Below are 23,366 nucleotides of genomic sequence, written 5' to 3'. Positions count from 1 at the left end.
AAGCGCTGAAGCTCCCTCGGCACACCTCTTGTGGTTAGTTCCGGTGGCTTAAATTTCCACCATTGTGCGTAAGGCGCTGGGGACCGTCGTAAAGTAAACGACATGTCTTCTCACGCAGGAACTAACGGCAATGAAAATGAGGTACCTCACGGCAGGGCAAAATCCAATAAGGGCACGCCGTTGTGGTTGCTCGCCGCAATTGCAGTTTTCGCCGTCGCGTGGGGTGGCAACGAATTCACGCCGCTGATGGTGATGTACCGCGAAAATGCCGACCTGGCGCCAGTATTCATCGACCTCCTATTGCTGGTCTACGCCCTCGGCATCGCGCCGGCACTGCTGATTTCTGGCCCAATCTCGGACCATATCGGCCGTAAGCCGGTGATGCTCGCCGCGCCGGTTCTCTCGATTCTGGGGTCGACTCTTATTGCGTTGGGCGAGACTACCGCCCCGCTTATCCTCACTGGTCGCTTTATCTCTGGCTTGGCAGTCGGCATTGTCATGGCCGTGGGCGGCTCGTGGGTAAAGGAGCTCTCCGATCCGCGCTTTGACCCCAAGGCCAAGTCAACCTCGGGCGCGAAGCGTCAGTCCATGGCTCTGACCTTGGGCTTTGGTCTGGGTGCGGGAATTGCCGGCACGCTAGCGCAGTTCGCACCGCTGCCGGGGCAGCTGGCTTATATCATCCACATCCTGATTTCTATCCCGACAATCTTCGGTCTATTGACTGTGCCGGAGACCCGCCAGTCGCCGCACCTGGGCGGCAGCAACGCTCCACGCGAGACGGTCTTGGAGTCCCTGCGTACCCCTTCGGTAACTAACCGTCGCTTCCTGCTCGTCGCCGCGATGGGAGCTCCGTGGGTCTTCGGTGCAGCCGGTGTTGCCTACGCAATCATTCCGTCGTTGCTGCAGGACCACGTCTCCCAGCCAGTGTTCTACTCCGCGATGGTCACACTGTTCGCGCTACTCTGCGGTTTTGGTATTCAGCAGATTGGTCCACGCTTTGTGACCGAGCACAACGCCCGCGGTTCGCTAATCGCAATTGGCATCGTGGTTATCGGCATGGGAATGGCCGCATGGATGTCCACCAACCCCACCGCAGTGACGGCGTTCATTGCAGCGCTGGTGTTGGGCGCCGGCTACGGTCTGTCCATGTTTACCGGCCTCAACGAGGTACAGCGCATCGCTGGCCCACGCGATATGGCTGGTCTGACCGGTATCTTCTACTGCCTGACCTACATTGGCTTCGCATTCCCGGCAATTCTGACCAAGCTCTCCGAGTCCATCTCCTGGATGACCTACCCGGTCATGCTCGGTGGCGGTATGGTCATCGCCATCCTGATGGGCTTGGTTATTTTCTTCAATTCCACTGTCAACCTGCCACAGCGCGCTGAGTAATCTCGCATTCCTCGGGAGACTAATCAACCCCGTCAATGTGAGGTTGGCACACGTATAAGCGGTTTTCCTTACTAAGCGCCTATAGTTCTTCCTATGGAGAAGCACAAGAACGAATCACCGGCCACCGCGATGACAGAATCGTCGGCAAGCGCGAAACCGCGCGCGCTGGTGACGGGTGGTGCGGGATTTATCGGTTCGACGCTGGTTGACCGGCTACTGGCTGAAGGGTACGCGGTCACGGCGCTGGACGATCTCTCCCACGGAAAGCTGGAAAACCTCCAGCAGGCATCGCTTAACGACGATTTTGAGTTCATAACCGCCGATGTGCTGGAGGTGGACTGGGACGAGCTGCTCGAGCAAAGCGGCCCGGAGGTTATTTTCCACCTCGCAGCGCAGATTGATGTGCGGATTTCCGTGGCCGACCCGGTGCGAGATGCGACGCTGAACATCATTGGCACAATCAAACTTGCCGATGCGGCCCGAAAGCACGGTGTCCGCAAGGTTGTGTTTACATCGTCGGGCGGTTCCATCTACGGCACGCCGGAGGAGCTTCCGGTGACGGAAAATGTGCCGGTCAATCCGATGAGCCCCTATGCCGCCTCAAAGGCAACGGGCGAACTGTACTTGAATATGTTCCGCAATCTTTACGGGCTCGAATGCTCGCACATCGCGCCGGCGAATGTGTACGGCCCGCGGCAGGATCCGCACGGCGAGGCCGGTGTGGTGGCTATTTTCGCTCAGCGACTGCTGGCGGGAGAGCCAACCAAGGTATTCGGTGACGGAGGAAATACCCGCGACTATGTCTATGTCGACGATGTGGTGGATGCTTTCTACCGCGCATCCGGCGAGGTCGGTGGTGGAATGCGCTTTAATATTGGCACCGGCGTAGAAACCTCGGATCGGCAGCTGCACTCGTTGGTGGCGCAGGCTGCGGATGCCGAGGATAATCCAGAGTTTGCACCGCCGCGCACTGGTGATGTGGCGCGGTCGGCGTTGGATCCCACGCGGGCGCGTGAGGTACTCGGCTGGGAGCCAGCTATGAGTATTCAGGAGGGCGTTGCCCGTACTGTGGAGTACTTCCGGAATCAGGGCTAGCGCAACTTGCGCGGGTGGCTTCGTGCACTCGCCCGCGTAAGTTAGCAGCGAGTCAGCCAGGTTACTTGCCAGCTTCCTCCGTGCGCTTGGCGTGGATGAGAGCCAGCTCGATATTGTCCTCGAACACATCGACAGGCTGTGCGCCCGAGACGAACTGAGTACCAACGAGGAAGCCTGGAGTACCGGAAATGCCCAGCATGGAACCGAACTGGGTGGCATTCTCGACCGCCTCGGTCCACTTGCCGTCCTTAAGCTCCTTTTCAAAGCGCTTCACGTCCGGCACACCGGCCTCACGAGCGACGGCAATCAGTTCCTTTTCAGTGAACTCCGGGTGGCCCTGGCCCTTCTCGCCGGCCTTCTTAAACAGCGCACGGGAGAATTCCCAGAACTTGCCCTGAGCTGCTGCGGCACGGCCGGCCTCAGCGTCCTTGATGGCCTTCTCGCCATTGATGGCCATGTCGTTCCACTCCAGGCGGACCAGTCCCTCATTGACGTACTTTTCCACGAGGGCAGGCTCGGTTTCGTTTGTGAACTTCGCGCAGAACGGGCATTCGAAGTCCGAGTAGATCGAGATTACGACCGGCGCATCCACTGCACCGAGAGCAAAAGGATCATTTTCATTGCGGCGGTGGACATTGTCCATATCCTCCGGGGACTTTAGCTGCGCTCCCGCCTTTGGGCCGTAGATGCTGGCGTCGAAAGAGCCATTCGGGCCAGGTACAGGCGCAATTTCCCCCTTGCCTGGTGCAACGCCCGCCATGTTGACGGTGCTCACGCCGTTGAAGCTAGCCGAACGCGAGCCAGCGAAGAAGCCCGCTGCGCCGACAACGATCAATGCTACGACAGCTAGCGCCCATGCGGCGTTCGGAATCGAGTACCACGACTTGGTTTTTCCATCACTGTCGGCAGACCAGGACTCCAAGTCCTGCTCAGTGGGTACCGGCTGAGAAGCCTGCTGGGGTTCCTGCTGTGTCCCCTGCGGCGCTGCGTCTGCCGAGGGCTGCTGCGAATCGCTGCTGTTGTCAGCGGCGATGTTGTCCTTATTTTCTTCGCTCATGGCTTCTATGGAACCACAGCCTCAGATTCACATGCGCTTAGCGTGCCGATTAGTCGGACGGAGCGTTGTTCTCGACGTTTGTCGCGCTGTCTTTTTGGCTGCTGTTCTGGCTGCCCGAAATCACAATTTCTTCTTCCGGACGCACAGCGGTCTTCAAGGCCACTGCACGAGCCAGTCGTGCGTAGCGCAGCTCCTGTTCGCGGAAGCGGATGTAGGACGACACCGTGGTAAACACGAACGCCAACACCAGTACGTAGAGCAGCAAATCGGTGCCTCGGTTCACACCAATCCAGTTGGCCACCACGGTCAGATCGTCGGGACGCACGATTGCCCACAGGCACGCGATGACGAAAACGACGAATCCCAGTTTCACGCCCGCCTTGGCGCGCGCTTTACGACGGTTAGCGACGAAGTAAGCCACCAGGCCCACCATCGCCAGCAGCAAAATAATTTGAACGATGGATGCGGTCATGGCAGCCTCTTCGAAATCAGGGAGTCGGCAAGGATATTGACACCGTTGAACAAGGATTGCCCTTTGGACATGGAGTATTCCGTGTAGAGGATATCCACCGGCTGCTCAGCGGTACGCCAGCCTCTGCTGTCCATGACCTCGACAAATTCGGAGGCATGGCTCATGCCGTTCATGCGCAGGTTCAGTTGCTCTGCCACCGTGCGGTTGAAGGCGCGCAGGCCGTTGTGGGCGTCGGTAAGCCCGAGTCGGCGCGTGCGTGGTGACAACATGACTACCGTCTTGAGGACAATTCGCTTAATCAGCGGCACCTGGTCATCCTCGGCGCGAGGGCGGCCGAAACGGGTTCCCACAATGATGTCGATTGGTTCGGTGCGTAGTCGCTGCACCATAGCGACGACGTCCTTGACCTGGTGCTGGCCATCGGCGTCGAAGGTGACAAAGTACTTCGATCCAGCCTGCGCGCGAGCGTATTCCACGCCGGTCTGGATAGCGGCACCTTGACCCAAATTGACAGGGTGGTTGACCAGGTGAGCGCCGGCCCTGTGGATCTCCAGGCTGGAGTTATCCGAAGAGCCGTCGTTGACCGCGACAATGTTGGGGAAGGTCTCGCGAGCGTGCTCGAGAACCTCACGAATAACCTGGCCCTCGTTGTAGCACGGCACAATCAGCCAGGTGTCCGAGAAATCCATGTTGTCAGTCATCGCTCCGAAGCCTACCGCACAAACAATCGTCGATATGCGCGTGACATGAGCTGAGTTGGCAAAAGTCGGAAAAGTGTCCGCACCGCCAAGTTAAACACCGCCCGCGGCCGGGAAATCAGTCCCTCAGCTACCAGCGTGCGCTGGAGCTGGCGTTCACCGCGGATGATGCCGCGCGAGGTCCGCCGCTCGAACATGCCGTCGGCGCGGAAGTACACCAGCGGCTCGGGCAGATTCTCAAACTTCGCGCCGGCGGCCATGAGGCGCACCCAGAGGTCATAGTCTTCCATCAGACGGATGTCGCGATACCCGCCGACCTCACGCACCTTCGCCGTGCGCAGCATCGAGGAGGGGTTATTTACAGGCGAATTGATCTTGATATAACGCGCAATTTCGGCGTGCGTCTGCGGCAGAGTCCGCACGCGCACCACATTGTTCGGCGTGCCCTCGAACTCCGCCATTGCACTGCCCAATACATCCAACTCCGGGTCAGCGGTCAGCGCGTCCCACTGCTTTTCAAATCGGTCCGCACGCGCAATATCGTCTGCATCCAGCCGCGCCACCCATGGTGTTTCCACCAGCTGAAGACCCGCCTGCGAAGCCACTCCCGAGCCACCATTTTCCGCACACCGCAGCACTGTCATCTCCGAATGCGCCTGTTCATGCTTGACGACGACCCGGTCGAGTTCCTGCCCAATCGGGCCATCGATGACCACAATGACGTGCGCGGCCGGACGCGTCTGGTTCCACAGCGACTGCAGCGCAGCATCGAGCTGGTCGGGGACGACGCGGTGGTAGACGGTCATGAGAACCGTGAGGTTAGTGATGGTGGACATGTGAGTCTCGAACCTTGGGAGTTGCAGGGGGATATGGACAGTTTTTTTTGGGGGGGGCGGTATTGGATGCGGGTGGTGTTATTCCACCGCAAAAGCCTCCGATACGGCTGACCTGGCAGCACGTGGGGAAAGTGTGCGCAGCGCAAGCAGGTGAATGACAACACCTACTGCAGAGCCTACGGCGATAGCCGCGACCGTGCGTACCGACAGGTGCCCAGGAAGGAAAAGAATAGCAACGGCGATTGTGGTCGCAGCCAACCAACCGATCAGATACATATGGTGCTTTTCCACTGCCAATGTGACCGAGCCGGTAATCATCAACATGGCGGTCAAGGTCGCGCCGAGCGTCAGCGCTGCGAGCACCGGCCCGGACACGTGATAGCTATCGTCCAGGATGAGAGTCATGATCCACGGGCCGATGAGCCATGCCAAGCCTGCCCCGAAGGTGCCGAAAGCAGCCAGCGCTCCCAACGGCTTGGCCAGCGCTGCCAGCACGCCCTCGGAGCGGTGCCGGACAAAGCTCACAATGATGGCGTTTTGGAACTTCTCCAAGGGCATGAGCAGCGGAGCGCGCGTCAGCGTTACGGCGTAGGCGATACCCGCAATGGTCACCGCTGCGGTGAAGTTGTTGGCATGCGGCGGGGTCAGCGACTCGGCTATCCCTGCGCCAGTGGTGACCGCTTCGCCGGCAATCTTGACGATTGTCGGAAAGCCTGTGACCAGCACAGCAGATGCGCCGGATGCGCCCATGGCCGTGACCATGAGAGTGATGAAGCGGCGCACCGGGACGTCGGCACGCGCGAACATGACCGAGCGGGTTGCTGGGGAAAACAGCGCGAGAATAAGCCAACTGACAGTGCCGAAGACCGTGATAATCAGCCACGCCAGCAGGCCCCAGCCGAAGTACCAGGCGATGAGTGCTAGAGCCACGCGCACGAGAATGTCAATCATGATTAGCGCGGCGTAGGGGCCCCACAGTTGGCGGCCGCTGAGCAGACCCGAGGTGGTGGCCTGCATGGAGTACAGCGCCAGACCAAAAGCCATGAGCAGAATTGCAGTGCCGGCGTCATCCTGCACGACCAGTGGGGCCCACAGCGGACCCGTCACTGCCATGGTGATGAAAGTAACTGCGGCGACGCCCAGGGAAACTGTGATGGGACGAGCACCGAGAGTTTGACCCGCTTCCGAGGCTTCCTGCTCCTGGCTCTGCCCCTGCTCTCGATCCCGCTCCCGCTCCCGCGATTCCGCAGCACCGATTGCGCGCGTGGTCTCCTGCATCAGCCCGCCGAGAACACCCGTGAGCGCGAAGAAAAGCCCCCAGAACGCCACGAACTGCAGGTTTACCGCATTGGGGAGTGCGCGGGCCGAGATAATCAGCACCGCGAAGCTGCCTATCGCCGCGACAATCGTGGCCAGCGACAACCATTTGAAACCGGACATTGACGTGCCTCTAGCTCTCTAGTCCTTGGCCTTCGAGTAGCCGAGCTTTTCAAACTGAGCGGCCAGTTCCTCGTCCACGATTGGAGCACCATTATCGTCGATGCCCTGGTCAGCAGGGGAACGCGTTGGGTCGGTGGGGAAGTCCGGCAAGGAGCTGCGTGACAGCCAGGAGTCAAAGATGACATCCAGGTGCGAGGTGGTGATGCCACGCTCACGGCATACGCGGTTGGCCAGTGCGCGGAAGTCCACTGCATCGACCACACTGTGGCGGTTGGTGGTGGTCCACTTGCGCACCAGGTCGAAGAACACCTCGTCGCCCAGCAGCAGACGCAGAGCGTGCACAGTCAGCGCGCCGCGCTTGTACAGACGGTCGTCGAACATCAGCTTGGGCCCTGGGTTGGCGATGACGATGTCCTGATTATCTTCAAGCAGGTCCAGGTAGTGCTTGCGGGCGTGCACATCCGCGCTGGCACCGCCGCTGACCTCGGACCACACCCACTCGGAATAGCAGGCAAAACCCTCGTTGAGCCAGATATCGCGCCACTGCGAAATGCCGACACTGTTGCCGAACCACTGGTGCGACAACTCGTGGGCAATCAGTCGATTCCACGTGTCCTTGCCGTCGGCGTGGTTGGCTCCGAAGATGGACAGACCCTGTGCCTCGATGGGGATCTCCAGGTCGTCTTCACAAATGACCACCTGGTAGGCACGGAAGGGGTAAGGGCCAAAGAGCTTGGCGAATTCATCGAGCATGCGTCCCTGGTCGCGGAAGTCGTGGCGGGCATTTGCCACCAACTCAGAGGGCACCCAGGCCACTACGGTCGAGGTCTGGCACGGCAGCTCGACTTTCTTAAACTGGCCGACATTGATGGTGGCCAGGTAGGAGGCCATGGGCTCCTCGGTGACAAACCGCCAGCGGCGGCGCGATCCGCCCACGTTCACCGGAGCGTCGGCAAGCCCTGGTGCGACGACCTCGTAGGGAGCGTCGGTGACCATTGTGAACTCGTAGAACGCCTTGACCTCGGGATCGTCATCGCAGGGGTACCACGACGCCGCGCCCACCGGCTGCGATGCCACGAGTGCGCCGTTTTCCAGTTCCTCCCAGCCAATTTCGCCCCACTTCGAGCGCACCGGACGTGGCGTGCCCGAGTAAGTGACAATCAGCCGCAGCGTCTCGTCTGGAGCCAACTCGCGGTCAAAGGTGACGCGCAGCTTGCGTCCCGAATGGCGCCAGCGCTTTACATCGATTGAGTGTGCCTGCGAATCGGAAATCGCATCCACCGAATCGGCCCCCAGCGCATCCGCAAAGTCGAGCGTGATGTGTGAGGTCCAAGCATTGATTTCGATATGCAGAGTCGCCGTCGCCTTCAGACGATTCGGCCCGACCCGATAATCGAGGTCCAGCTCGTATTTGTTCACCCGGAAACCCAGGTTGAACGCAATACCGGTATAAGGATTAGTGAAATCAGCGCTACTCACGGCTGTTACCTTACTTGAGCTTGTTCCACAGCCACGTAGATATGAGTGCCTCGACGAACGCGACCTGCGAATTATCCGCCGCACCGGCGTGCCCTCCTTCGGTATTTTCGTGATAATCCACCGGCTGTCCCGCTTCCTCCAGCAGCCACGCCAGGCTCCGCGCATGCGCCGGGTGGACACGGTCGTCCCTGGTAGACGTCGTAATCAACGCTGGTGGGTAGGCGCGCTGCTCTCGCTTGACGACGCGCTGGACCGGCGAATACTGCGCAATCGCAGCCCGCTCGGTGGGGTCGTCCGGGTTTCCATATTCGGCCATCCAGGAGGCTCCCGCGGACAGCCTGTGATAGCGCATCATGTCCGCCAGCGGCACCTGGGACACCACCGCTCCCACTAACTCCGGGTAGGAGGTGAGGCAGACAGCGGTCAGCAGCCCGCCGTTGGAACCACCGCGCACGCCCAGCTGCTCGCGCGTGCAGTAGCCACGTTCAACCAGGTCGCGCAGCACGGCCTGATGATCCTCATAGACCCTCATCCGCTCAGTCTTGACCACCGAGGAGTGCCAGGTCGGGCCAAATTCGCCACCGCCACGCAGGTTGGCCTCCACGAAGTATCCGCCCCGCTCGAGCCAGGTCAGGCCACGAATCGCCGAGTACTGCGGGACCAGTGAGACCTCGAAACCGCCGTAGGCGTGCACGAGGGTAGGGGCTGGGTTCGGAGTGGGTGTGGCTGTGGTTGTCTCTGCACTAGCGCCTGCGCCGAAGCGGCCGGTGATGCGATACGGAATCCGCGTGCCATCGGCCGAGGTCGCCCAGTGCTGCCGCGTCTCCATCCCCTCACTGTCGAAGAGCGCCGGAGCACGCCGCACTTCCGTGAGCTGGCTGCCGACTTGCCCGTACCAAAGGGTTGCCGGCTGCGTTGCCGAGGTCGACACCAACCAGATCTCATCGTCGCGTTCAGAGGCCGTATCAATCACGCTCACAGTGGCCTGCGCAGGCAACTCGCCGAAAGCCTCCACCGGCTCCCACGAGCCCTCCCGCAACACGACCAACTTCGTCGCGACATCCTCCAGCAGCGTCAACACCAGGAAGTTCTTCGTCCACGCCAGCTGCTGGAACGAGGTGTGCGCATCCGGGGTGAAAATCACCTCCACCTCACGCGAGCCCGCCAGCCACTTATCGAGCTCCACAACGGCCACGCCACCAGCCGGAATGCCATTGAACTCCGTGCGCGGCATCAGCACCAGCCACTGCCTATGGACACTCGTGCGACAGTCCTGCGGTACCTCCAGGATCTGCAGGGAAAAGTCCCCATTCTGCTGCGCCGCCAACTTGCCCGGACGCTCCGCTGCCACGAACCGCTGCGAATTATAAAAATCATGCGCACGCTCGACAAACAGCCGCTCGAAACCCTCCGTCGCGTCGAACCAGCCGCCCACGGCCACATCATCACTGTGGCCCGAGAAAACCACATCCGCGCTTGACGACGGCATGCCGCGCCGCCACCGACGCACCTGCCGCGGGTAGCCCGAATCCGTCAGTGACCCCGGACCAAAGTCACTGCCAACGAGAATTTCGTCACGACCCAACCAACAGACATCGGGCTTCGCCTCCGGGAGGTAGAACGACTCATCCTCGACAAAAGTGCAGTTGACGAGGTCAAACTCCCGCACCACAGTGGCATCGGCGCCGCCGCGAGAGAGCAGAATCAACGCGCGGTCATACTCCGGATAACGGCACACCGTGCCCTTCCAGACCCAGTTTTCTCCCTCGGCTTTCGCCAGCGCATCGAGGTCGATGAGAGTTTCCCACTCGGTTGCCTGCGGATCTTCCTGGCCAGCCAGATAGCTCTGCAACGAGGTGCGCCGCCACAGGCCCCGCGGATGCTCGGCATCCCGCCAGAAGTTATAGAGGTACTCGCCGCGCCGCACCGGGTATGCAATCCGGGCATCGGTGTTGAGCGCAGCCAGGATGCGTTGTTCCAGGTTGGTGCGGTCGCTGGTGTCGTCGGCAAGCGAATCGACACCTGCGACGGTGGCCTCCGACTGCGCGCGGGCCCACGCCAGCGCCTGGGAGCCGTCGATATCGTCCAGCCAATCGGGGACAAGATCAGTGGAGAGGAAGGAGAGATTGTTGCCCAAGTCGGTGTCCGTGTCGGTGCCCATGCCCACCACCGTAGCCGACCGCAGTAGGTAAAACCGGGACTCGCGCGTGAAGTAAAGACAAGTCGTGCGTAGACTTGTGCACGTGGCTGAACATTTTGATCTTGTAGTACTCGGCGGCGGTCCTGGCGGATACGTCGCAGCAATCCGTGCATCCCAGCTGGGCCTGAAGACTGCCGTGGTGGAGAAGCAATACTGGGGCGGTGTCTGCCTCAACGTTGGCTGTATTCCATCCAAGTCTCTGTTGAAGAACGCCGAGGTGGCGCACATTTTCAACCATGAGGCTAAGACCTTCGGTATCTCCGGCGATGTCTCCTTTGACTTCGGTGCCGCACACGCGCGTTCGCGCAAGGTGTCCGCGGGCATCGTCAAGGGTGTTCATTTCCTGATGAAGAAGAACAAGATCACCGAAATCAACGGTTTCGGTGAATTCACTGGCCCGACCTCCATGGCCATCACTGATGGCGATGACAAGGGCAAGGAAATTACCTTCGACAAGGCGATTATTGCGACCGGTTCTGTCGTCCGTTCCCTGCCGGGCGTTGAGGTCGGCGGCAACATCGTTTCCTACGAAGAGCAGATTCTCTCCGACGAGCTGCCGGACTCCATGGTTATCGTCGGTGCTGGCGCCATCGGTATGGAGTTCGCATACGTCTTGGCTAACTACGGCGTGGATGTCACCATCGTCGAGTTCATGGACAACGTTCTGCCGAACGAGGACGCAGACGTCTCCAAGGTTATTGCCAAGGAATACAAGAAGCTGGGCGTCAAGCTCATGACCGGGCACAAGACCACCTCCATCGTGGACAATGGTGACTCGGTTGAGGTCAAGGTCGAGGCCAAGGATGGTGGCGACGAGCAGACTCTGACCGTCGACCGCGTTATGGTCTCCATCGGCTTCGCACCGCGCACCGAGGGCATCGGCCTGGACAAGGCCGGTGTTGAGCTGGGCGAGCGCGGCGAGATTGTCATCGACGAGTACATGCGCACCAACGTCGACAACATCTACGCCATCGGTGACGTCACCATGAAGCTGCAGCTGGCACACGTCGCTGAGGCACAGGGCGTTATCGCAGCTGAGCACATGGCGGGTCACGAGACCGAGACCATCCCGGACTACAACATGATGCCGCGCGCAACCTTCTGTAACCCGCAGGTTGGTTCCTTCGGTAAGACCGAGGCGCAGGCCAAGAAGTGGGCAGAGGAGAACGGTCGCGAGATTAAGGTCTCCACCTTCCCGTTCTCTGCAAACGGTAAGGCCCAGGGGCTGGCGGAGCCGGCTGGTTTCGTGAAGCTCATTGCAGATGCCGAATACGGCGAGCTGCTGGGTGGCCATATGGTGGGTGCCAACGTTTCCGAGCTCATGCCGCAGCTGGTTCTGGCTGAGAAGTACGAGCTGACCACTGAGGAAATCGGCCGCGCCGTCCACATTCACCCGACCATGTCCGAGGCTATGAAGGAAGCAGCTGAGGGCGTTATGGGCAAGATGATCAACCTGTAAGAGGTTGTGGCTTTGGCCTGGGGCCAGTTTTCGCTGGTCCTGGCTCTCACTGGGCTGGTCCCGGTTCAGGCAAATACGAGTTAGTGCTTAAGTTTATGACAGTTTGACCGTGAAAATCGGTGCGAAAGTGTCATAAACTTAAGCACTTTCTTTTTGGGTCTTCCTTTTTTTTGGGGGGGGGAGCATCCTGCGCGAACCAAGCCCCCGCAAACAGGCCGGCTCCGCGCCCGTCGTAAAGCGAACTAGTACGGCGAGACGGTGGAGCGGTGCATGTTGATGTCGATATCGCGATGGATCGGCGGGAACGCGCGCTGCGGACATGCCTCGCGGGAGCAGACCCTGCAGCCGGCACCGATTGGAGTGGCGGCGTCGAGGTCCGCGAGATCGAGACCATCGGCGTACACGGTGCGCTCAGCGTGACGGGCCTCGCAGCCCAAACCGATGGCAAAAACCTTACCTGGCTTGCCGAAACGTGCCGCGTGATGCTCCACGGTCCGCGAGATCCACATGTACGGCCGACCATCCGGCATGAGCGCGACCTGCCGCATGACCTTGCCGGGGTAGGAGAAAGTCTCGTAGACGTTCCACAGCGGGCAGGTACCGCCCGAATGCGTGAAGTGGAAGCCCGTGGCGGATTGACGTTTGGACATGTTGCCCGCGCGGTCGACGCGCACGAATGTCCACGGGATGCCGCGCAAGCTGGGGCGTTGCATCGTGGACAATCGGTGGCAGATGGTCTCGTAGCCGACACCGTAAGTGCGCGACAACAGCTCGATGTCGTAGCGCTTCGACTCAGCCATCGCATGGAACGACTCATACGGCAGAATCAGCGCCGCCGCGTAATACGTCGCGACTCCGCGCTGCGCCAGCTTCCGCGACTCCTCCGACATGAAATGCCCGGACGCGACGGCCTCGGAAATGGTCTCGCCCTGCTCCAAAAACCCCAGCTCCGTGGCCATGCGGAAGGCCCGCTGTCCCGGCGAGAGGTGCCGCGCGAGGTAGAGCGTCTTCGTCCGCCGATCAAGGCTGTGCTGCACATCGCCTAACGACGATTCCAGCGCAATCCGAATCCCATGGTCGTTGGACAGCCTGTCGGCCAGCACAGAGACCACATCGGTGGTCTCGTCGGTGATGCGCAGCTCGCGGGCCAGCTCCTCAGCGGCGGTGTCGACCGAAGCGATGTAGTTCTGGCGGGCGTAGAAGTAGTCGCGGACCTCCTCATGAGGCATGGTCAGCGCCTGTGAACCGGAGGCGGTGTCGGTGCTGTTGCCGAAGTTGCGCTCCTCGGTGGCCAGAGAGAGTTTGTCCGTGACGTTGCGGTAGCGGCGGTGAATGTCCACCATGATGCGGGCGATATCAGGGTGGTCGCGAACCATTTCCGAGATCTCCTGCAGATCCATGGGAGACTTAGCGATCTCCTTGTCCATTACCACGTCCTGGACCTCAGCGAGGAGGCGGGAGTCGTCATCTCGGGAGAAGAAAGTCGCGTCAACGCCGAATGTGTCCGTGATGCGGAGCAGCACGGGCACAGTCAGCGGGCGGACGTCGTGCTCAATCTGGTTGACGTAACTAGCCGAGAGGCCCAACGCCTGTGCGAGCGCAGCCTGGCTGAGGTCGCGCTCGCGGCGTAGCTGGCGGAGGCGGGATCCGACATAGGTTTTCGACATACTGCCCAGCATATCGCGGGCTTTGCTGAACTTGTGTAGAAAACCGTTGCAACCTTTGCTTACGTGTGTAGGTGCTGAGGTTCTCAGGCACGCTTCACGACGGCCCGGAGTCGACATGTCGATGAACACACAAAAACACCCAGCGAGGGCTGCAAGTGCAACCCTCGCTGGGTGTTGAAGTTAGGTCCTTGACCTAAGCCCTAAGCCGAGTGACTTAGAACTGACCCTCCTCGGTGGAGCCCTTCAGGGCGGTGGTGGAGGAGTTCGGGTCGACGGTGGTGGCGATGCGGTCGAAGTAGCCAGCGCCAACCTCGCGCTGGTGCTTGACAGCGGTGAAGCCGCGCTTCTCGGCAGCCTCGAACTCGCGGTTCTGCAGGTCGACGAATGCGGACATCTGCTCGCGAGCGTAGCCGTAAGCCAGGTCGAACATGCCGTAGTTCAGGGCGTGGAAGCCAGCCAGGGTGATGAACTGGAACTTGAAGCCCATCTTGCCCAGCTCGTTCTGGAACTTGGCGATTTCGTCCTTCTCGAGGTGAGCGGACCAGTTGAAGGACGGGGAGCAGTTGTAAGCCAGGAGCTGGTCCGGGTACTCAGCCTTGACGCCCTCAGCGAACTTCTTAGCCAGCTCGAGGTCCGGAGTACCGGTCTCCATCCAGATCATGTCAGCGTACGGAGCGTAGGACTTTGCACGCTCGATGCACGGCTCCAGGCCGTTCTGGACGTGGTAGAAGCCCTCGGAGGTGCGGTCACCGGTGATGAACTTCTGGTCGCGCTCATCAACATCGGAGGTGATGAGGGTAGCGGCCTCAGCGTCGGTGCGGGCGATGATGACGGTCGGGGTGTTGGAGACGTCAGCAGCCAGGCGAGCAGAGGTCAGGGTGCGGATGTGCTGCTGGGTCGGGATCAGGACCTTGCCGCCCAGGTGGCCACACTTCTTCTCAGAAGCGAGCTGGTCCTCCCAGTGGGTACCAGCGGCACCAGCGTTGATCATAGCCTTCTGCAGCTCGTAGACGTTCAGAGCGCCACCGAAGCCAGCCTCACCGTCAGCGACGATCGGCAGCAGCCAGTTGTCGACGGAGTCGTCGCCCTCGATGCGAGCGATCTCGTCTGCGCGGAGCAGAGCGTTGTTGATGCGACGAACGACGTTCGGCACGGAGTTAGCCGGGTACAGGGACTGGTCCGGGTAGGTGTGGCCGGAGAGGTTAGCGTCACCAGCAACCTGCCAACCGGAGAGGTAGACAGCCTTCAGGCCAGCGCGAGCCTGCTGAACGGCCATGTTACCGGTCAGTGCGCCCAGAGCGTTGATGTAGGAGTCGTCCTTAACGTTGACGCCTTCCCACAGGATCTCAGCGCCGCGGCGAGCGAGGGTGTTCTCCTCGACGACGGAGCCCTGGAGCTCAGCAACCTGCTCAGCGGTGTAGTCGCGGGTGATACCTTCCCAGCGCGGGTTCTCGTCCCAATCCTTCTGGATTTCGGCGGCGGTACGTGCCTTACCAACGTTAGACATAAACGGAGTCACTTCCTTTTGCTTGCTTTTTGAACTCCGGGTGCTGACTTAAGAACAATTCCGACAGAACCGATCTACAGGCTGACCCGATAGTGACCGCGGTGTCACGTGAATGCAGGGGCGCTAGCAAAATGCTGTACCCCTGCACGCAAACACGCGAACAAAAACAATGTCCGCTTCCGCGTGCCATGTCTCACATTTTGGGGCATAGCGCTACGTTCGTCAAGCAGCTTCCGATGTGAATTCAAGTATGTAATACGGATAACACTTGTGAAGATTGCAAACATTGTGATGTGTAGCTTGGCTTTAACAATTTTCGCCTGTGACCGGCCGGTACATTTGTACTGTTATTTCCCTATGGCTGGCTCGCTAATAATGTTCCCCCCGCTTTGGGGTGATTTATATTTTGGTAATTATCAAAGCTGGCCGTTAACAGTGTTTGGGGTTTAGGGGGTGTTTCGCTACCCCCGAAATTACGGCCGCAAAGGTAGAAACGGGCTTCTAAATACACTGCCGTTACACCGTCAGTACCCCGCCGGAGCATCCCTGGGTAGTGGCCAGGGTCTCGGTTGTCATCTCGCTTTTATGGTCTGGTTTGAAGGCGGAGACTGTAGCGACGTGATTGGTCGCTGGCCGTTGATGTGCAGGTCGTAATAGTAAATGCCTGTGAGGCACGACACTTTCCCATTGCGTGTGGTGTTCCGTGGCTGGAGGAAAGAGCGCCGGGGATGCTGCGGTCAATGCGGGTGGGGGAGGGCTGGTTGTGGCGTCAGGATTGAATGCCCGAATGGTCATCGGGGAGGGGTGGGGCCTGTTCGCGGGGTGCTCGTCGTAAAGCGAATGAAATGGCAAATGTGAGCGGCGCTATACCGGGCTGGCGGTTGGCGGTTATGGAAAAAGACGGTTCATAAGTGCGCCGAATCACATACAGTAGGGGAACAACGCATCCAGTGTGAGCCGCTGACGTGGCCATGGCTGGATGGGCAAATTGCAATCAATAGTTTTGAGGAGAGCAATGGCACAGCGTATTTCGGCAGGTGGAATGCAGGTCGCGAAGGTTCTTTACGACTTCGTTAATGACACCGCACTCCCCGCCGCCGGCATTGAGGACAAGGACGCGTTCTGGAACGGCTTCGGTGACATTGTCGCTAAGTACACTCCGCGCAACCGCGAGCTGCTGGTCAAGCGCGATGAGCTGCAGGAAAAGCTCGACGCTTGGTACAAGGAACACCCGGGCGAGCAGAATCAGGATGAGTACGTCGCATTCCTGAAGGAAATTGGCTACCTCGTTGACAACCCGGGTGACTTCCAGGTCACCACCGCTAACGTCGACACCGAGATCACTTCCACCGCTGGCCCGCAGCTGGTTGTGCCGGTCCTCAACGCCCGTTTCGCCATCAACGCTGCGAACGCACGCTGGGGCTCGCTTTATGACGCGCTGTACGGCACCAACGCTATTCCTGAAGATGGCGGTGCGGAGAAGGACACCCCGGGCTACAACAAGGTCCGCGGTGACCGCGTTATCGCATGGGGTCGTAACTTCCTGGACAAGGCTCTGCCGCTGGTCGACGGTTCCCACGCGGACGTCACCTCTTACGACATCGTCGACGGTCACCTGCAGGCAACCCTGGAAGGTGGCGCTACCTCCGGTCTGCGCGAGCCGGAGACCCTGGTCGGCTACACCGGCGACAAGGACGCACCGGAGTCCATTTACTTCAAGCACAACGGTCTGCACATCCAGCTGCTGATTGACCCGGAGTCCCCGGTTGGCAAGACCGACAAGGCTGGCGTCAAGGACATCATCCTGGAAGCCGCTGTCACCAACATCATGGATCTCGAGGACTCTGTCGCCGCAGTTGACGCTGCAGACAAGACCCTGGGTTACACCAACTGGTTGGGCCTGAACGTCGGTGACCTCGCAGTCGAGTTCACCCGTGGCGGCAAGAAGCTGTCCCGTACCATCAACGACGACCGCACCTACACCGCTCTTGACGGTTCCGAGGTCACCCTGCACGGTCGTTCCCTGAACCTGGTCCGTAACGTCGGCCACCTGATGCAGAACCCGGCCATCCTCGACCGCGACGGCGAGGAGATTTTCGAGGGCATCATGGATGCCGTCGTCACCGCTGTGTGTGCAATCCCGGGCCTGGACCAGGACAACGCACGTAAGAACTCCCGTACCGGTTCGATCTACATCGTGAAGCCGAAGCAGCACGGCCCGGATGAGGCTGCATTCACCAACGAGCTGTTCGCAGACGTTGAGAAGCTGCTGGGTCTTCCGCACAACACCCTGAAGGTCGGCCTGATGGACGAGGAGCGTCGTACCTCCGTCAACCTGGACGCCGCCATCAAGGCTGTTTCCGAGCGTGTCGTCTTCATTAACACCGGCTTCATGGACCGCACTGGTGATGAGATCCACACCTCCATCCAGGCTGGTCCGATGTTCCGCAAGGCTGTCCAGAAGACCGCTCCATGGATGCTGGCTTACGAGGACAACAACGTCGACTCCGGTCTGGCACACGGCCTGCAGGGCAAGGCTCAGATTGGTAAGGGCATGTGGGCCATGACCGAGCAGATGGCCGAGCTGCTGGAGCAGAAGATCGGTCAGCCGAAGCAGGGTGCTTCCACCGCGTGGGTTCCGTCCCCGACCGGTGGTGTCCTGCACGCTACCCACTACCACGAGGTTGACGTCTTCGGCGTTCAGGACAAGCTGCTTACCGACGGTCGCCGCGACACCTTCGGTGATCTGCTCACCATCCCGGTAGCGGCAGCTAAGGCTGGCGAGCCGGGCGCTGACTGGTCCGATGAGGACAAGGCCAACGAGCTGGATAACAACTGCCAGTCCATCCTGGGCTACGTTATCCGCTGGGTTGAGCAGGGTGTTGGCTGCTCCAAGGTGCCGGACATCAACGATGTTGACCTGATGGAGGACCGCGCTACCCTGCGTATTTCCTCCCAGACTCTGGCTAACTGGCTGCTGCACGGTGTTGTCACCGAGGAGCAGATCATCGATTCGCTGGAGCGCATGGCCGAGGTCGTTGACCGCCAGAACGAGGGCGATGAGGCATACCTGCCGATGGCTCCGGACTTCGACAAGTCCATTGGTTTCCAGGCCGCCAAGGAGCTCATCCTCGATGGTGTGAACCAGCCGTCCGGTTACACCGAGCCGATCCTGCACCGCCGTCGCCTGGAGTTCAAGAAGCGCGAGGGTATCGACCAGGATTAATTCTTGGTCGGGCTGCGGCTGCCGAGCCTGAAATAACAAAATAGATATCCAAACTGCCGGTGTGTAGGTGGTATTGGCTAACCTCTGATGCCAATTCCGCATGCGCGCCGGCAGTTTTGTTTTTGGGGGAAGCGCACCATGATTCTCGGATTCGAGATACCCGGGTTCGCAAGCGGGGTAGGGGCAACGTTGCTAGCGTTGATTGGGAAGTTAATTGAGAATATGCAGTCTGCAACGTCCAAGGAGCTGCGACCCCCCATGACTAATTCCACGACCGACAGTGCTACCAACCTCGCCAAGGCCAAAGAATTCCTCCATAGCGCGGGCGCAATCCTCTTTGACCTCGACGGAGTGATTACCCCTACCGCCGATGTGCACGAGCAGGCGTGGGCGGACATGTTTAGCGACTACTTCGAGCACAAGGGCGTCTCGGCCTACACAGAGGAGGACTACTTCACCTACCTCGATGGCCGCCGCCGCGATGAGGGCATCGCAGCAATCCTGGAATCTCGCGGCATTTCGCTGCCGCACGGTAGCGATGAGGACACAGCGAAAGACGAGACGATTGTCGGGCTCGGGAAGCGCAAAAATGATGACTTCTTGGCGCGAGTCGAGAGGGGAATTGAGGCCTACCCGGGGTCGGTTGCGCTGCTCGACGAGTTAGAGGGCGCGAGGGACTCGTCGGCAAGCGAAAAACCGCAGTTGGCGGTGGTTAGCTCGTCGAAGAACGCGGTGCCGGTGCTGACGGCCGCTGGGCTGCGTGAGCGGTTCGTGGAGATTGTTGACGGCGTGGTGGCGCATGAGAACAACCTGCCGGGTAAGCCAGCCGCCGATACTTTCGTGTACGCGGCGAAGAATCTGGGGGTGGCGCCGCGCGATGCTGTGGTGGTCGAGGATGCCATCAGTGGTGTGCAAGCGGGTGCAGCCGGCGCATTTGGTCTGGTCATTGGTGTTGACCGCGGTGCTGGTGCGGAAGCGCTGCGCCGAGCGGGCGCCGACGTTGTGGTCAGTGACTTGGCGGCACTCGTCTAGGCTGGCTCGTGACAAATGGCTGAGACAAAACCGGAAGGCATCATGGCCAACGATTCGACCACGGCAGCAGTCGACGAGACTGAGCGTGTGATTCCGCAGGGGCAGGGTCACGACGCGGAGACCGCAGAGGCTGAAAAACAGGAGGAGACGGTGTCCCCAGTTCGTCGTAAGCAGCGTCGTAACTTCCCGGCGGATCGTGCGGATAAGCACCACCACCTTGTAAATGCCGAGGGACTCATGGACCGAGACATCACTCCGGTCGATGAGTGGCCTCTGATTGAGACGAAGCCGAACGGCCTCCCGCTCGGTTTGGGCGAGACGCTGTTTGCGCTGTCGAACGGGTACATCGGCATGCGTGGCAACCCGCCGGAGGGCCGTGACTCCAGTGAGCACGGCACTTATATCAACGGTCTGCATGAGACCTGGCCGATTAGGCACGCCGAGGACGCCTACGGCCTAGCCCGCCAGGGGCAGACGATTGTCAATGCTCCGGACGCTAAGGCAATGCGTCTCTACATTGACGATGAGCCCCTGCGTCTCGGCAATGCTGAGGTCAGCGACTACGAACGTAGCCTGGATTTCCGCGAGGGCGTGCTGCGTCGTCGGTTCATTTGGCGCACCCCGGGTGGCAAGCGCGTTCGCGTCACCTCTGAGCGCATGGTGTCTTTCCAGGAAAAGCATGTCGCCGCGATGAGTCTGGAAGTCGAGCTGCTGGATGCGGATGCTGCGGTGATGATTAACTCGCAGATCCTCAACCGCCAGGACGGCGAGGACGAATACCACGATGCCGCTAAGGCGCAGGGCACCGAACTGGATCCCCGTCGCGCCGAGGCGCTGGAAGACCGCGTTCTCATTCCGGCATTTCAGTCGGAATCGGCGCACGGGCAGCGCTCGACGCTGGGCTACCGCTGCGCGAACTCCGGTATGACCGTGGCTACCTCCATGGACCACACCTTTACTGTCCGCACTCCCGACGGCACGGAGCCGTTCGTAGAGATTTCGCAGTCGACCGAGCCGGATGTGGCCAGCTCCCTGTTCAACCTGGATGCGCCGGTCGGCACTGTCATACGCCTGGAGAAGCTGGTCGCGTACCACTCCTCCCGTAAGGTGCGTGCCGAAGAGCTGGCATTCCGCTGTGAGCGCACCCTGAACCGCGTCGGCCGCATCGGCATGCTGGGGCTGATGGAGAACCAGGAGGAGTGGCTCGAACGCTTCTGGGAGCGCTCTGACGTGGTCATTTACAATCAGCCGGAGATTCAGCAGGCAGTGCGCTGGAACATTTGGCAGATTATCCAGGCCGCCGCCCGCGCCGAATTCCAAGGCGTCCCGGCCAAGGGAATGACCGGCACCGGCTACGGCGGCCACTACTTCTGGGACACGGAAATCTACGTGACCCCATTCCTTACCTATACGTCGCCGCAATTCTCGCGCAATGCCATGCGTTTCCGCTGGGACATGCTCGAAGCCGCGTGGGCGCGTGCCGACGAACTGGCGCACGACGGTGCCCTCTTCCCGTGGCGCACTATCAATGGTCAGGAGTCCTCGGCCTACTTTGAGGCCGGCACGGCGCAGTACCACATCGATGCGGACATCGTGTACGCGATGATGAAGTACGTCTATGCCTCCGGCGATGAGGAGTTCCTGCTCAAGGAGGGCACGGATCTGTTGCTCGGCACGGCCAGGTTTTGGATGTCGTTGGGATTCTTTGATGCCGAGCAGCGAGAGTTCCAAATTCACAGCGTCACCGGTCCAGATGAGTACAACACGGTGGTGAACAACAACCTGTACACCAACGTGATGGCGCAGTATAACCTGCGGGTTGCTGCGGACGTCGTCAAGCAGATGAAGCGTGATCGCCCTGCTGCCTATCGCGAACTGACCAACCGCTTCGACCTCACTGAGCGCGAGGTTGAAGAGTGGGAGCAGGCCGCTGAGGCGATGTACATCCCGTTCGATGAGAAGCTCGGCATTCACCCTCAGGATGACCAGTTCCTGCTGCGTAAGCGCTGGAATCTCGACGATCCCGAAGTTGGCCCGCTGCGCCCGCTGCTGCTGCATTACCACCCGCTGACGATTTACCGTCACCAGGTCATTAAGCAGGCGGACGTCGTCCTCGCACTGTTCCTCATGGGCAATCGCTTTACGACGGAACAAAAGCGCGCAGACTACATGTATTACGATCCGCTCACCACCGGTGATTCCTCGCTGTCCGCCGTTGTGCAGTCCATTGTTGCGGCCGAGTTGGGCTTGCAGGAGCAGGCAATGGACTTCTTCCTACGCGGACTCTATGTGGACCTGGCGAACTTGCATGGCAACGCTGCCGATGGTGTCCACGTCGCATCTGCCGGTGGTGTGTGGCAGTCCCTGGTCTATGGTTTCGGTGGTTTCCGCGATCATGACGGCCGCTACAGTATTGACCCGCGTCTGCCGGAGGACTGGAGTGGTCTGACGTACCGAGTCACTATTCGTGGTTGTCGTATCCGAGTGACGGTGCGCGGCCGCACGGTGGAAGTCGTCCTGGAGGAGGGAGACCACCAGGTTGGGCCGATTATGGTCGCAGGACATGAGGTGATCATTGGTCCGGAGCCGTTGACCGTGGTGATGGCGAACTCGGATCAGAGCGAGGATTAGTCGGACGGCTTCGGCCGTACACGGTGCCAATAGGGGGGGGGATTGCCTGTTGGGGGTGGCTGTTTGGGCCTTTGGGGAATTCGGCAGGGGTAAAAATAAAGAATTTCGCAACATAATTATTGAGTATTAAATCCGTCCACCTGAGAAAAGTGGGCGGTTTTTTATTTTCGTGCTATTTATGTTGCGTTATTAGCTAGTTTGGGCGGGGGAAAAATCGGCAAAAGTCGGGGTAGGGGCGTTTTTATGGTGGGGGAGAGGGTTTATGCAGCGACGACGTCAGAAGTGGCTAAAATGCGATAACCTGAGAAAAGGCGGAGAAAAGACCTAGGTAACCTGTGAAAATCCCCACCCAAAAGGGGGAAAAATGTTTACCAGGCGCTGTGTGACTTTAGAGTGAATATGACACTGGAGGTGCCATGACTGTTAAAAGTTCAAACCGTGACGCAATCGCGCACGGCAAAATTAATGTAGAACCGCTGCGCGAGCAGCCTAAATACCCTTCATGGGCTCTGAAGCTGACCATGGCCGTCACTGGCGTGCTGTTTGGCCTCTTCGTTATTGTCCACATGCTGGGTAACCTGAAGATTTTCGCTGGCGAGGAAGACTTCAACGCATACGCGACCTTCCTGCGCACTGTCGGTGCTCCGGCAGTTCCGAACGAGGGCATTCTGTGGATTTTCCGCATTGTCCTGCTGGTAGCTATTGTCCTGCACATTTTCGGTGGCCTCACCCTGGCTGCACGTGCTAAGCAGTCCCGCGGCAAGTTCCGCCGTCAGGGCATGGTGTCCAGCTGGAACACCTTTACTGCACGTTCGATGGTGATCACCGGCATTGTGCTGCTGGCCTTCATCATCTTCCACCTGCTGGACCTGACCATCGGTGCTGGCGTTGCTCCGTCTTCTTTCGAGCACGGTGAGGCATACCAGAACGTGGTTGCGTCCTTCTCGCGTCCGGGTGTTGTTGTTTGGTACATCATTGCGCAGCTCGCTCTGCTGCTGCACCTGTCCCACGGTCTGTGGACTGCTACTTCCGACCTCGGTATCACCGGTAAGCGCTGGCGCAAGGTTCTGCTGTTCCTGTCCGGCCTGCTGCCGCTGCTGGTTGTTGTCGGCAACATCTTCATCCCAGTCGCCGTCCTGACCGGTCTGGTCTCGTAGGTCGAGGAGGAAATTTAC

The 23,366-nt window shown here is 59.9% G+C and carries 16 protein-coding genes; 7 read left to right on the top strand and 9 right to left on the bottom strand.

Annotated features, from left to right (window positions below; all coding sequences use genetic code 11):
- Window positions 1–102 precede the first annotated feature (102 nt).
- Window positions 103–1,392 (top strand): MFS transporter, encoded by a 1,290-nt coding sequence (locus HMPREF3135_RS08220; RefSeq protein ID WP_070431999.1) that lies wholly within the window; start codon window positions 103–105, stop codon window positions 1,390–1,392.
- 129 nt (window positions 1,393–1,521) lie between these two features.
- Entirely contained in the window at window positions 1,522–2,487 is a 966-nt protein-coding gene (locus HMPREF3135_RS08215; protein ID WP_038629306.1) for a GDP-mannose 4,6-dehydratase, read from the top strand.
- A gap of 61 nt (window positions 2,488–2,548) precedes the next feature.
- On the opposite strand, the gene HMPREF3135_RS08210 is transcribed toward HMPREF3135_RS08215, so the two are convergent.
- The 7 genes from HMPREF3135_RS08210 to HMPREF3135_RS08180 form a co-directional block, all read right to left on the bottom strand.
- A complete protein-coding gene (locus HMPREF3135_RS08210; protein WP_049180738.1) occupies window positions 2,549–3,544 on the bottom strand; it encodes a DsbA family protein in 996 nt (331 codons plus the stop codon).
- Window positions 3,545–3,593: 49 nt separating this feature from the next.
- Complete coding sequence (locus HMPREF3135_RS08205; protein WP_038627495.1) at window positions 3,594–4,016, bottom strand: DUF2304 domain-containing protein; 423 nt, start codon at window positions 4,014–4,016, stop codon at window positions 3,594–3,596.
- Window positions 4,013–4,705 carry a glycosyltransferase family 2 protein gene (locus HMPREF3135_RS08200; protein WP_038629309.1) on the bottom strand — a complete coding sequence of 231 codons (693 nt, stop codon included), beginning with the start codon at window positions 4,703–4,705 and terminating at the stop codon, window positions 4,013–4,015. The genes HMPREF3135_RS08205 and HMPREF3135_RS08200 overlap by 4 nt, the downstream gene beginning before the upstream one ends.
- Window positions 4,706–4,728: 23 nt before the next feature.
- Window positions 4,729–5,550, bottom strand: a complete 822-nt coding sequence (locus HMPREF3135_RS08195) for a glycosyltransferase (RefSeq protein WP_070439111.1) — start codon at window positions 5,548–5,550, stop codon at window positions 4,729–4,731.
- Window positions 5,551–5,628: 78 nt separating this feature from the next.
- On the bottom strand, window positions 5,629–6,990 hold the full coding sequence (locus HMPREF3135_RS08190; RefSeq protein WP_070439108.1) for a polysaccharide biosynthesis protein: 1,362 nt from the start codon (window positions 6,988–6,990) through the stop codon (window positions 5,629–5,631).
- Between the two features lie 18 nt (window positions 6,991–7,008).
- Window positions 7,009–8,469 carry a M1 family metallopeptidase gene (locus HMPREF3135_RS08185; RefSeq protein WP_070439105.1) on the bottom strand — a complete coding sequence of 487 codons (1,461 nt, stop codon included), beginning with the start codon at window positions 8,467–8,469 and terminating at the stop codon, window positions 7,009–7,011.
- A 10-nt stretch (window positions 8,470–8,479) separates the two neighbouring features.
- Entirely contained in the window at window positions 8,480–10,630 is a 2,151-nt protein-coding gene (locus HMPREF3135_RS08180) for a prolyl oligopeptidase family serine peptidase (RefSeq protein ID WP_083280641.1), read from the bottom strand.
- Between the two features lie 82 nt (window positions 10,631–10,712).
- Here HMPREF3135_RS08180 and lpdA point away from each other — a divergent pair, with 82 nt between their 5' ends.
- The gene (lpdA, locus tag HMPREF3135_RS08175; protein ID WP_049189521.1) at window positions 10,713–12,128 is read left to right on the top strand and encodes a dihydrolipoyl dehydrogenase; all 1,416 of its coding nucleotides are present in this window, start codon (window positions 10,713–10,715) and stop codon (window positions 12,126–12,128) included.
- Between the two features lie 242 nt (window positions 12,129–12,370).
- On the opposite strand, the gene ramB is transcribed toward lpdA, so the two are convergent.
- Together ramB and aceA are read right to left on the bottom strand one after the other, a co-directional pair.
- On the bottom strand, window positions 12,371–13,795 hold the full coding sequence (ramB, locus tag HMPREF3135_RS08170; RefSeq protein WP_038629316.1) for an acetate metabolism transcriptional regulator RamB: 1,425 nt from the start codon (window positions 13,793–13,795) through the stop codon (window positions 12,371–12,373).
- 214 nt (window positions 13,796–14,009) lie between these two features.
- Window positions 14,010–15,302, bottom strand: coding sequence for an isocitrate lyase (gene aceA / locus HMPREF3135_RS08165; protein ID WP_016421960.1), 1,293 nt, complete (start codon window positions 15,300–15,302; stop codon window positions 14,010–14,012).
- Between the two features lie 1,015 nt (window positions 15,303–16,317).
- Between aceA and HMPREF3135_RS08160 the strand changes: the two genes are divergently transcribed.
- The 4 genes from HMPREF3135_RS08160 to HMPREF3135_RS08145 all read left to right on the top strand — a co-directional run bounded on the left by HMPREF3135_RS08160 (window position 16,318) and on the right by HMPREF3135_RS08145 (window position 23,348).
- Window positions 16,318–18,528 (top strand): malate synthase G, encoded by a 2,211-nt coding sequence (locus tag HMPREF3135_RS08160; protein WP_049192971.1) that lies wholly within the window; start codon window positions 16,318–16,320, stop codon window positions 18,526–18,528.
- A 258-nt stretch (window positions 18,529–18,786) separates the two neighbouring features.
- On the top strand, window positions 18,787–19,560 hold the full coding sequence (locus tag HMPREF3135_RS08155) for an HAD family hydrolase (protein WP_193390808.1): 774 nt from the start codon (window positions 18,787–18,789) through the stop codon (window positions 19,558–19,560).
- Between the two features lie 15 nt (window positions 19,561–19,575).
- Window positions 19,576–22,191, top strand: coding sequence for a glycoside hydrolase family 65 protein (locus tag HMPREF3135_RS08150; protein ID WP_070439102.1), 2,616 nt, complete (start codon window positions 19,576–19,578; stop codon window positions 22,189–22,191).
- 416 nt (window positions 22,192–22,607) lie between these two features.
- A complete protein-coding gene (locus tag HMPREF3135_RS08145) occupies window positions 22,608–23,348 on the top strand; it encodes a succinate dehydrogenase cytochrome b subunit (protein ID WP_049189509.1) in 741 nt (246 codons plus the stop codon).
- Window positions 23,349–23,366: the final 18 nt, after the last annotated feature.

It is taken from the genome of Corynebacterium sp. HMSC14H10 (genome assembly GCF_001807105.1).
Taxonomy (GTDB): domain Bacteria; phylum Actinomycetota; class Actinomycetes; order Mycobacteriales; family Mycobacteriaceae; genus Corynebacterium; species Corynebacterium jeikeium_D.
Note: the sequence above shows the minus strand (reverse complement) of the source record. Positions and strands in the feature narration are given on the sequence as shown.

Excerpts from the sequence above, each read along its gene's own strand:
- HMPREF3135_RS08220 (WP_070431999.1), top strand. The coding sequence starts at position 103 with ATGTCTTCTCACGCAGGAACTAACGGCAATGAAAATGAGGTACCTCAC.
- HMPREF3135_RS08215 (WP_038629306.1), top strand. The coding sequence starts at position 1,522 with ATGACAGAATCGTCGGCAAGCGCGAAACCGCGCGCGCTGGTGACGGGT.
- HMPREF3135_RS08210 (WP_049180738.1), bottom strand. The coding sequence starts at position 3,544 with ATGAGCGAAGAAAATAAGGACAACATCGCCGCTGACAACAGCAGCGAT.
- HMPREF3135_RS08205 (WP_038627495.1), bottom strand. The coding sequence starts at position 4,016 with ATGACCGCATCCATCGTTCAAATTATTTTGCTGCTGGCGATGGTGGGC.
- HMPREF3135_RS08200 (WP_038629309.1), bottom strand. The coding sequence starts at position 4,705 with ATGGATTTCTCGGACACCTGGCTGATTGTGCCGTGCTACAACGAGGGC.
- HMPREF3135_RS08195 (WP_070439111.1), bottom strand. The coding sequence starts at position 5,550 with ATGTCCACCATCACTAACCTCACGGTTCTCATGACCGTCTACCACCGC.
- HMPREF3135_RS08190 (WP_070439108.1), bottom strand. The coding sequence starts at position 6,990 with ATGTCCGGTTTCAAATGGTTGTCGCTGGCCACGATTGTCGCGGCGATA.
- HMPREF3135_RS08180 (WP_083280641.1), bottom strand. The coding sequence starts at position 10,630 with ATGGGCACCGACACGGACACCGACTTGGGCAACAATCTCTCCTTCCTC.
- ramB (WP_038629316.1), bottom strand. The coding sequence starts at position 13,795 with ATGTCGAAAACCTATGTCGGATCCCGCCTCCGCCAGCTACGCCGCGAG.
- aceA (WP_016421960.1), bottom strand. The coding sequence starts at position 15,302 with ATGTCTAACGTTGGTAAGGCACGTACCGCCGCCGAAATCCAGAAGGAT.
- HMPREF3135_RS08160 (WP_049192971.1), top strand. The coding sequence starts at position 16,318 with ATGGCACAGCGTATTTCGGCAGGTGGAATGCAGGTCGCGAAGGTTCTT.
- HMPREF3135_RS08155 (WP_193390808.1), top strand. The coding sequence starts at position 18,787 with ATGACTAATTCCACGACCGACAGTGCTACCAACCTCGCCAAGGCCAAA.
- HMPREF3135_RS08150 (WP_070439102.1), top strand. The coding sequence starts at position 19,576 with ATGGCTGAGACAAAACCGGAAGGCATCATGGCCAACGATTCGACCACG.
- HMPREF3135_RS08145 (WP_049189509.1), top strand. The coding sequence starts at position 22,608 with ATGACTGTTAAAAGTTCAAACCGTGACGCAATCGCGCACGGCAAAATT.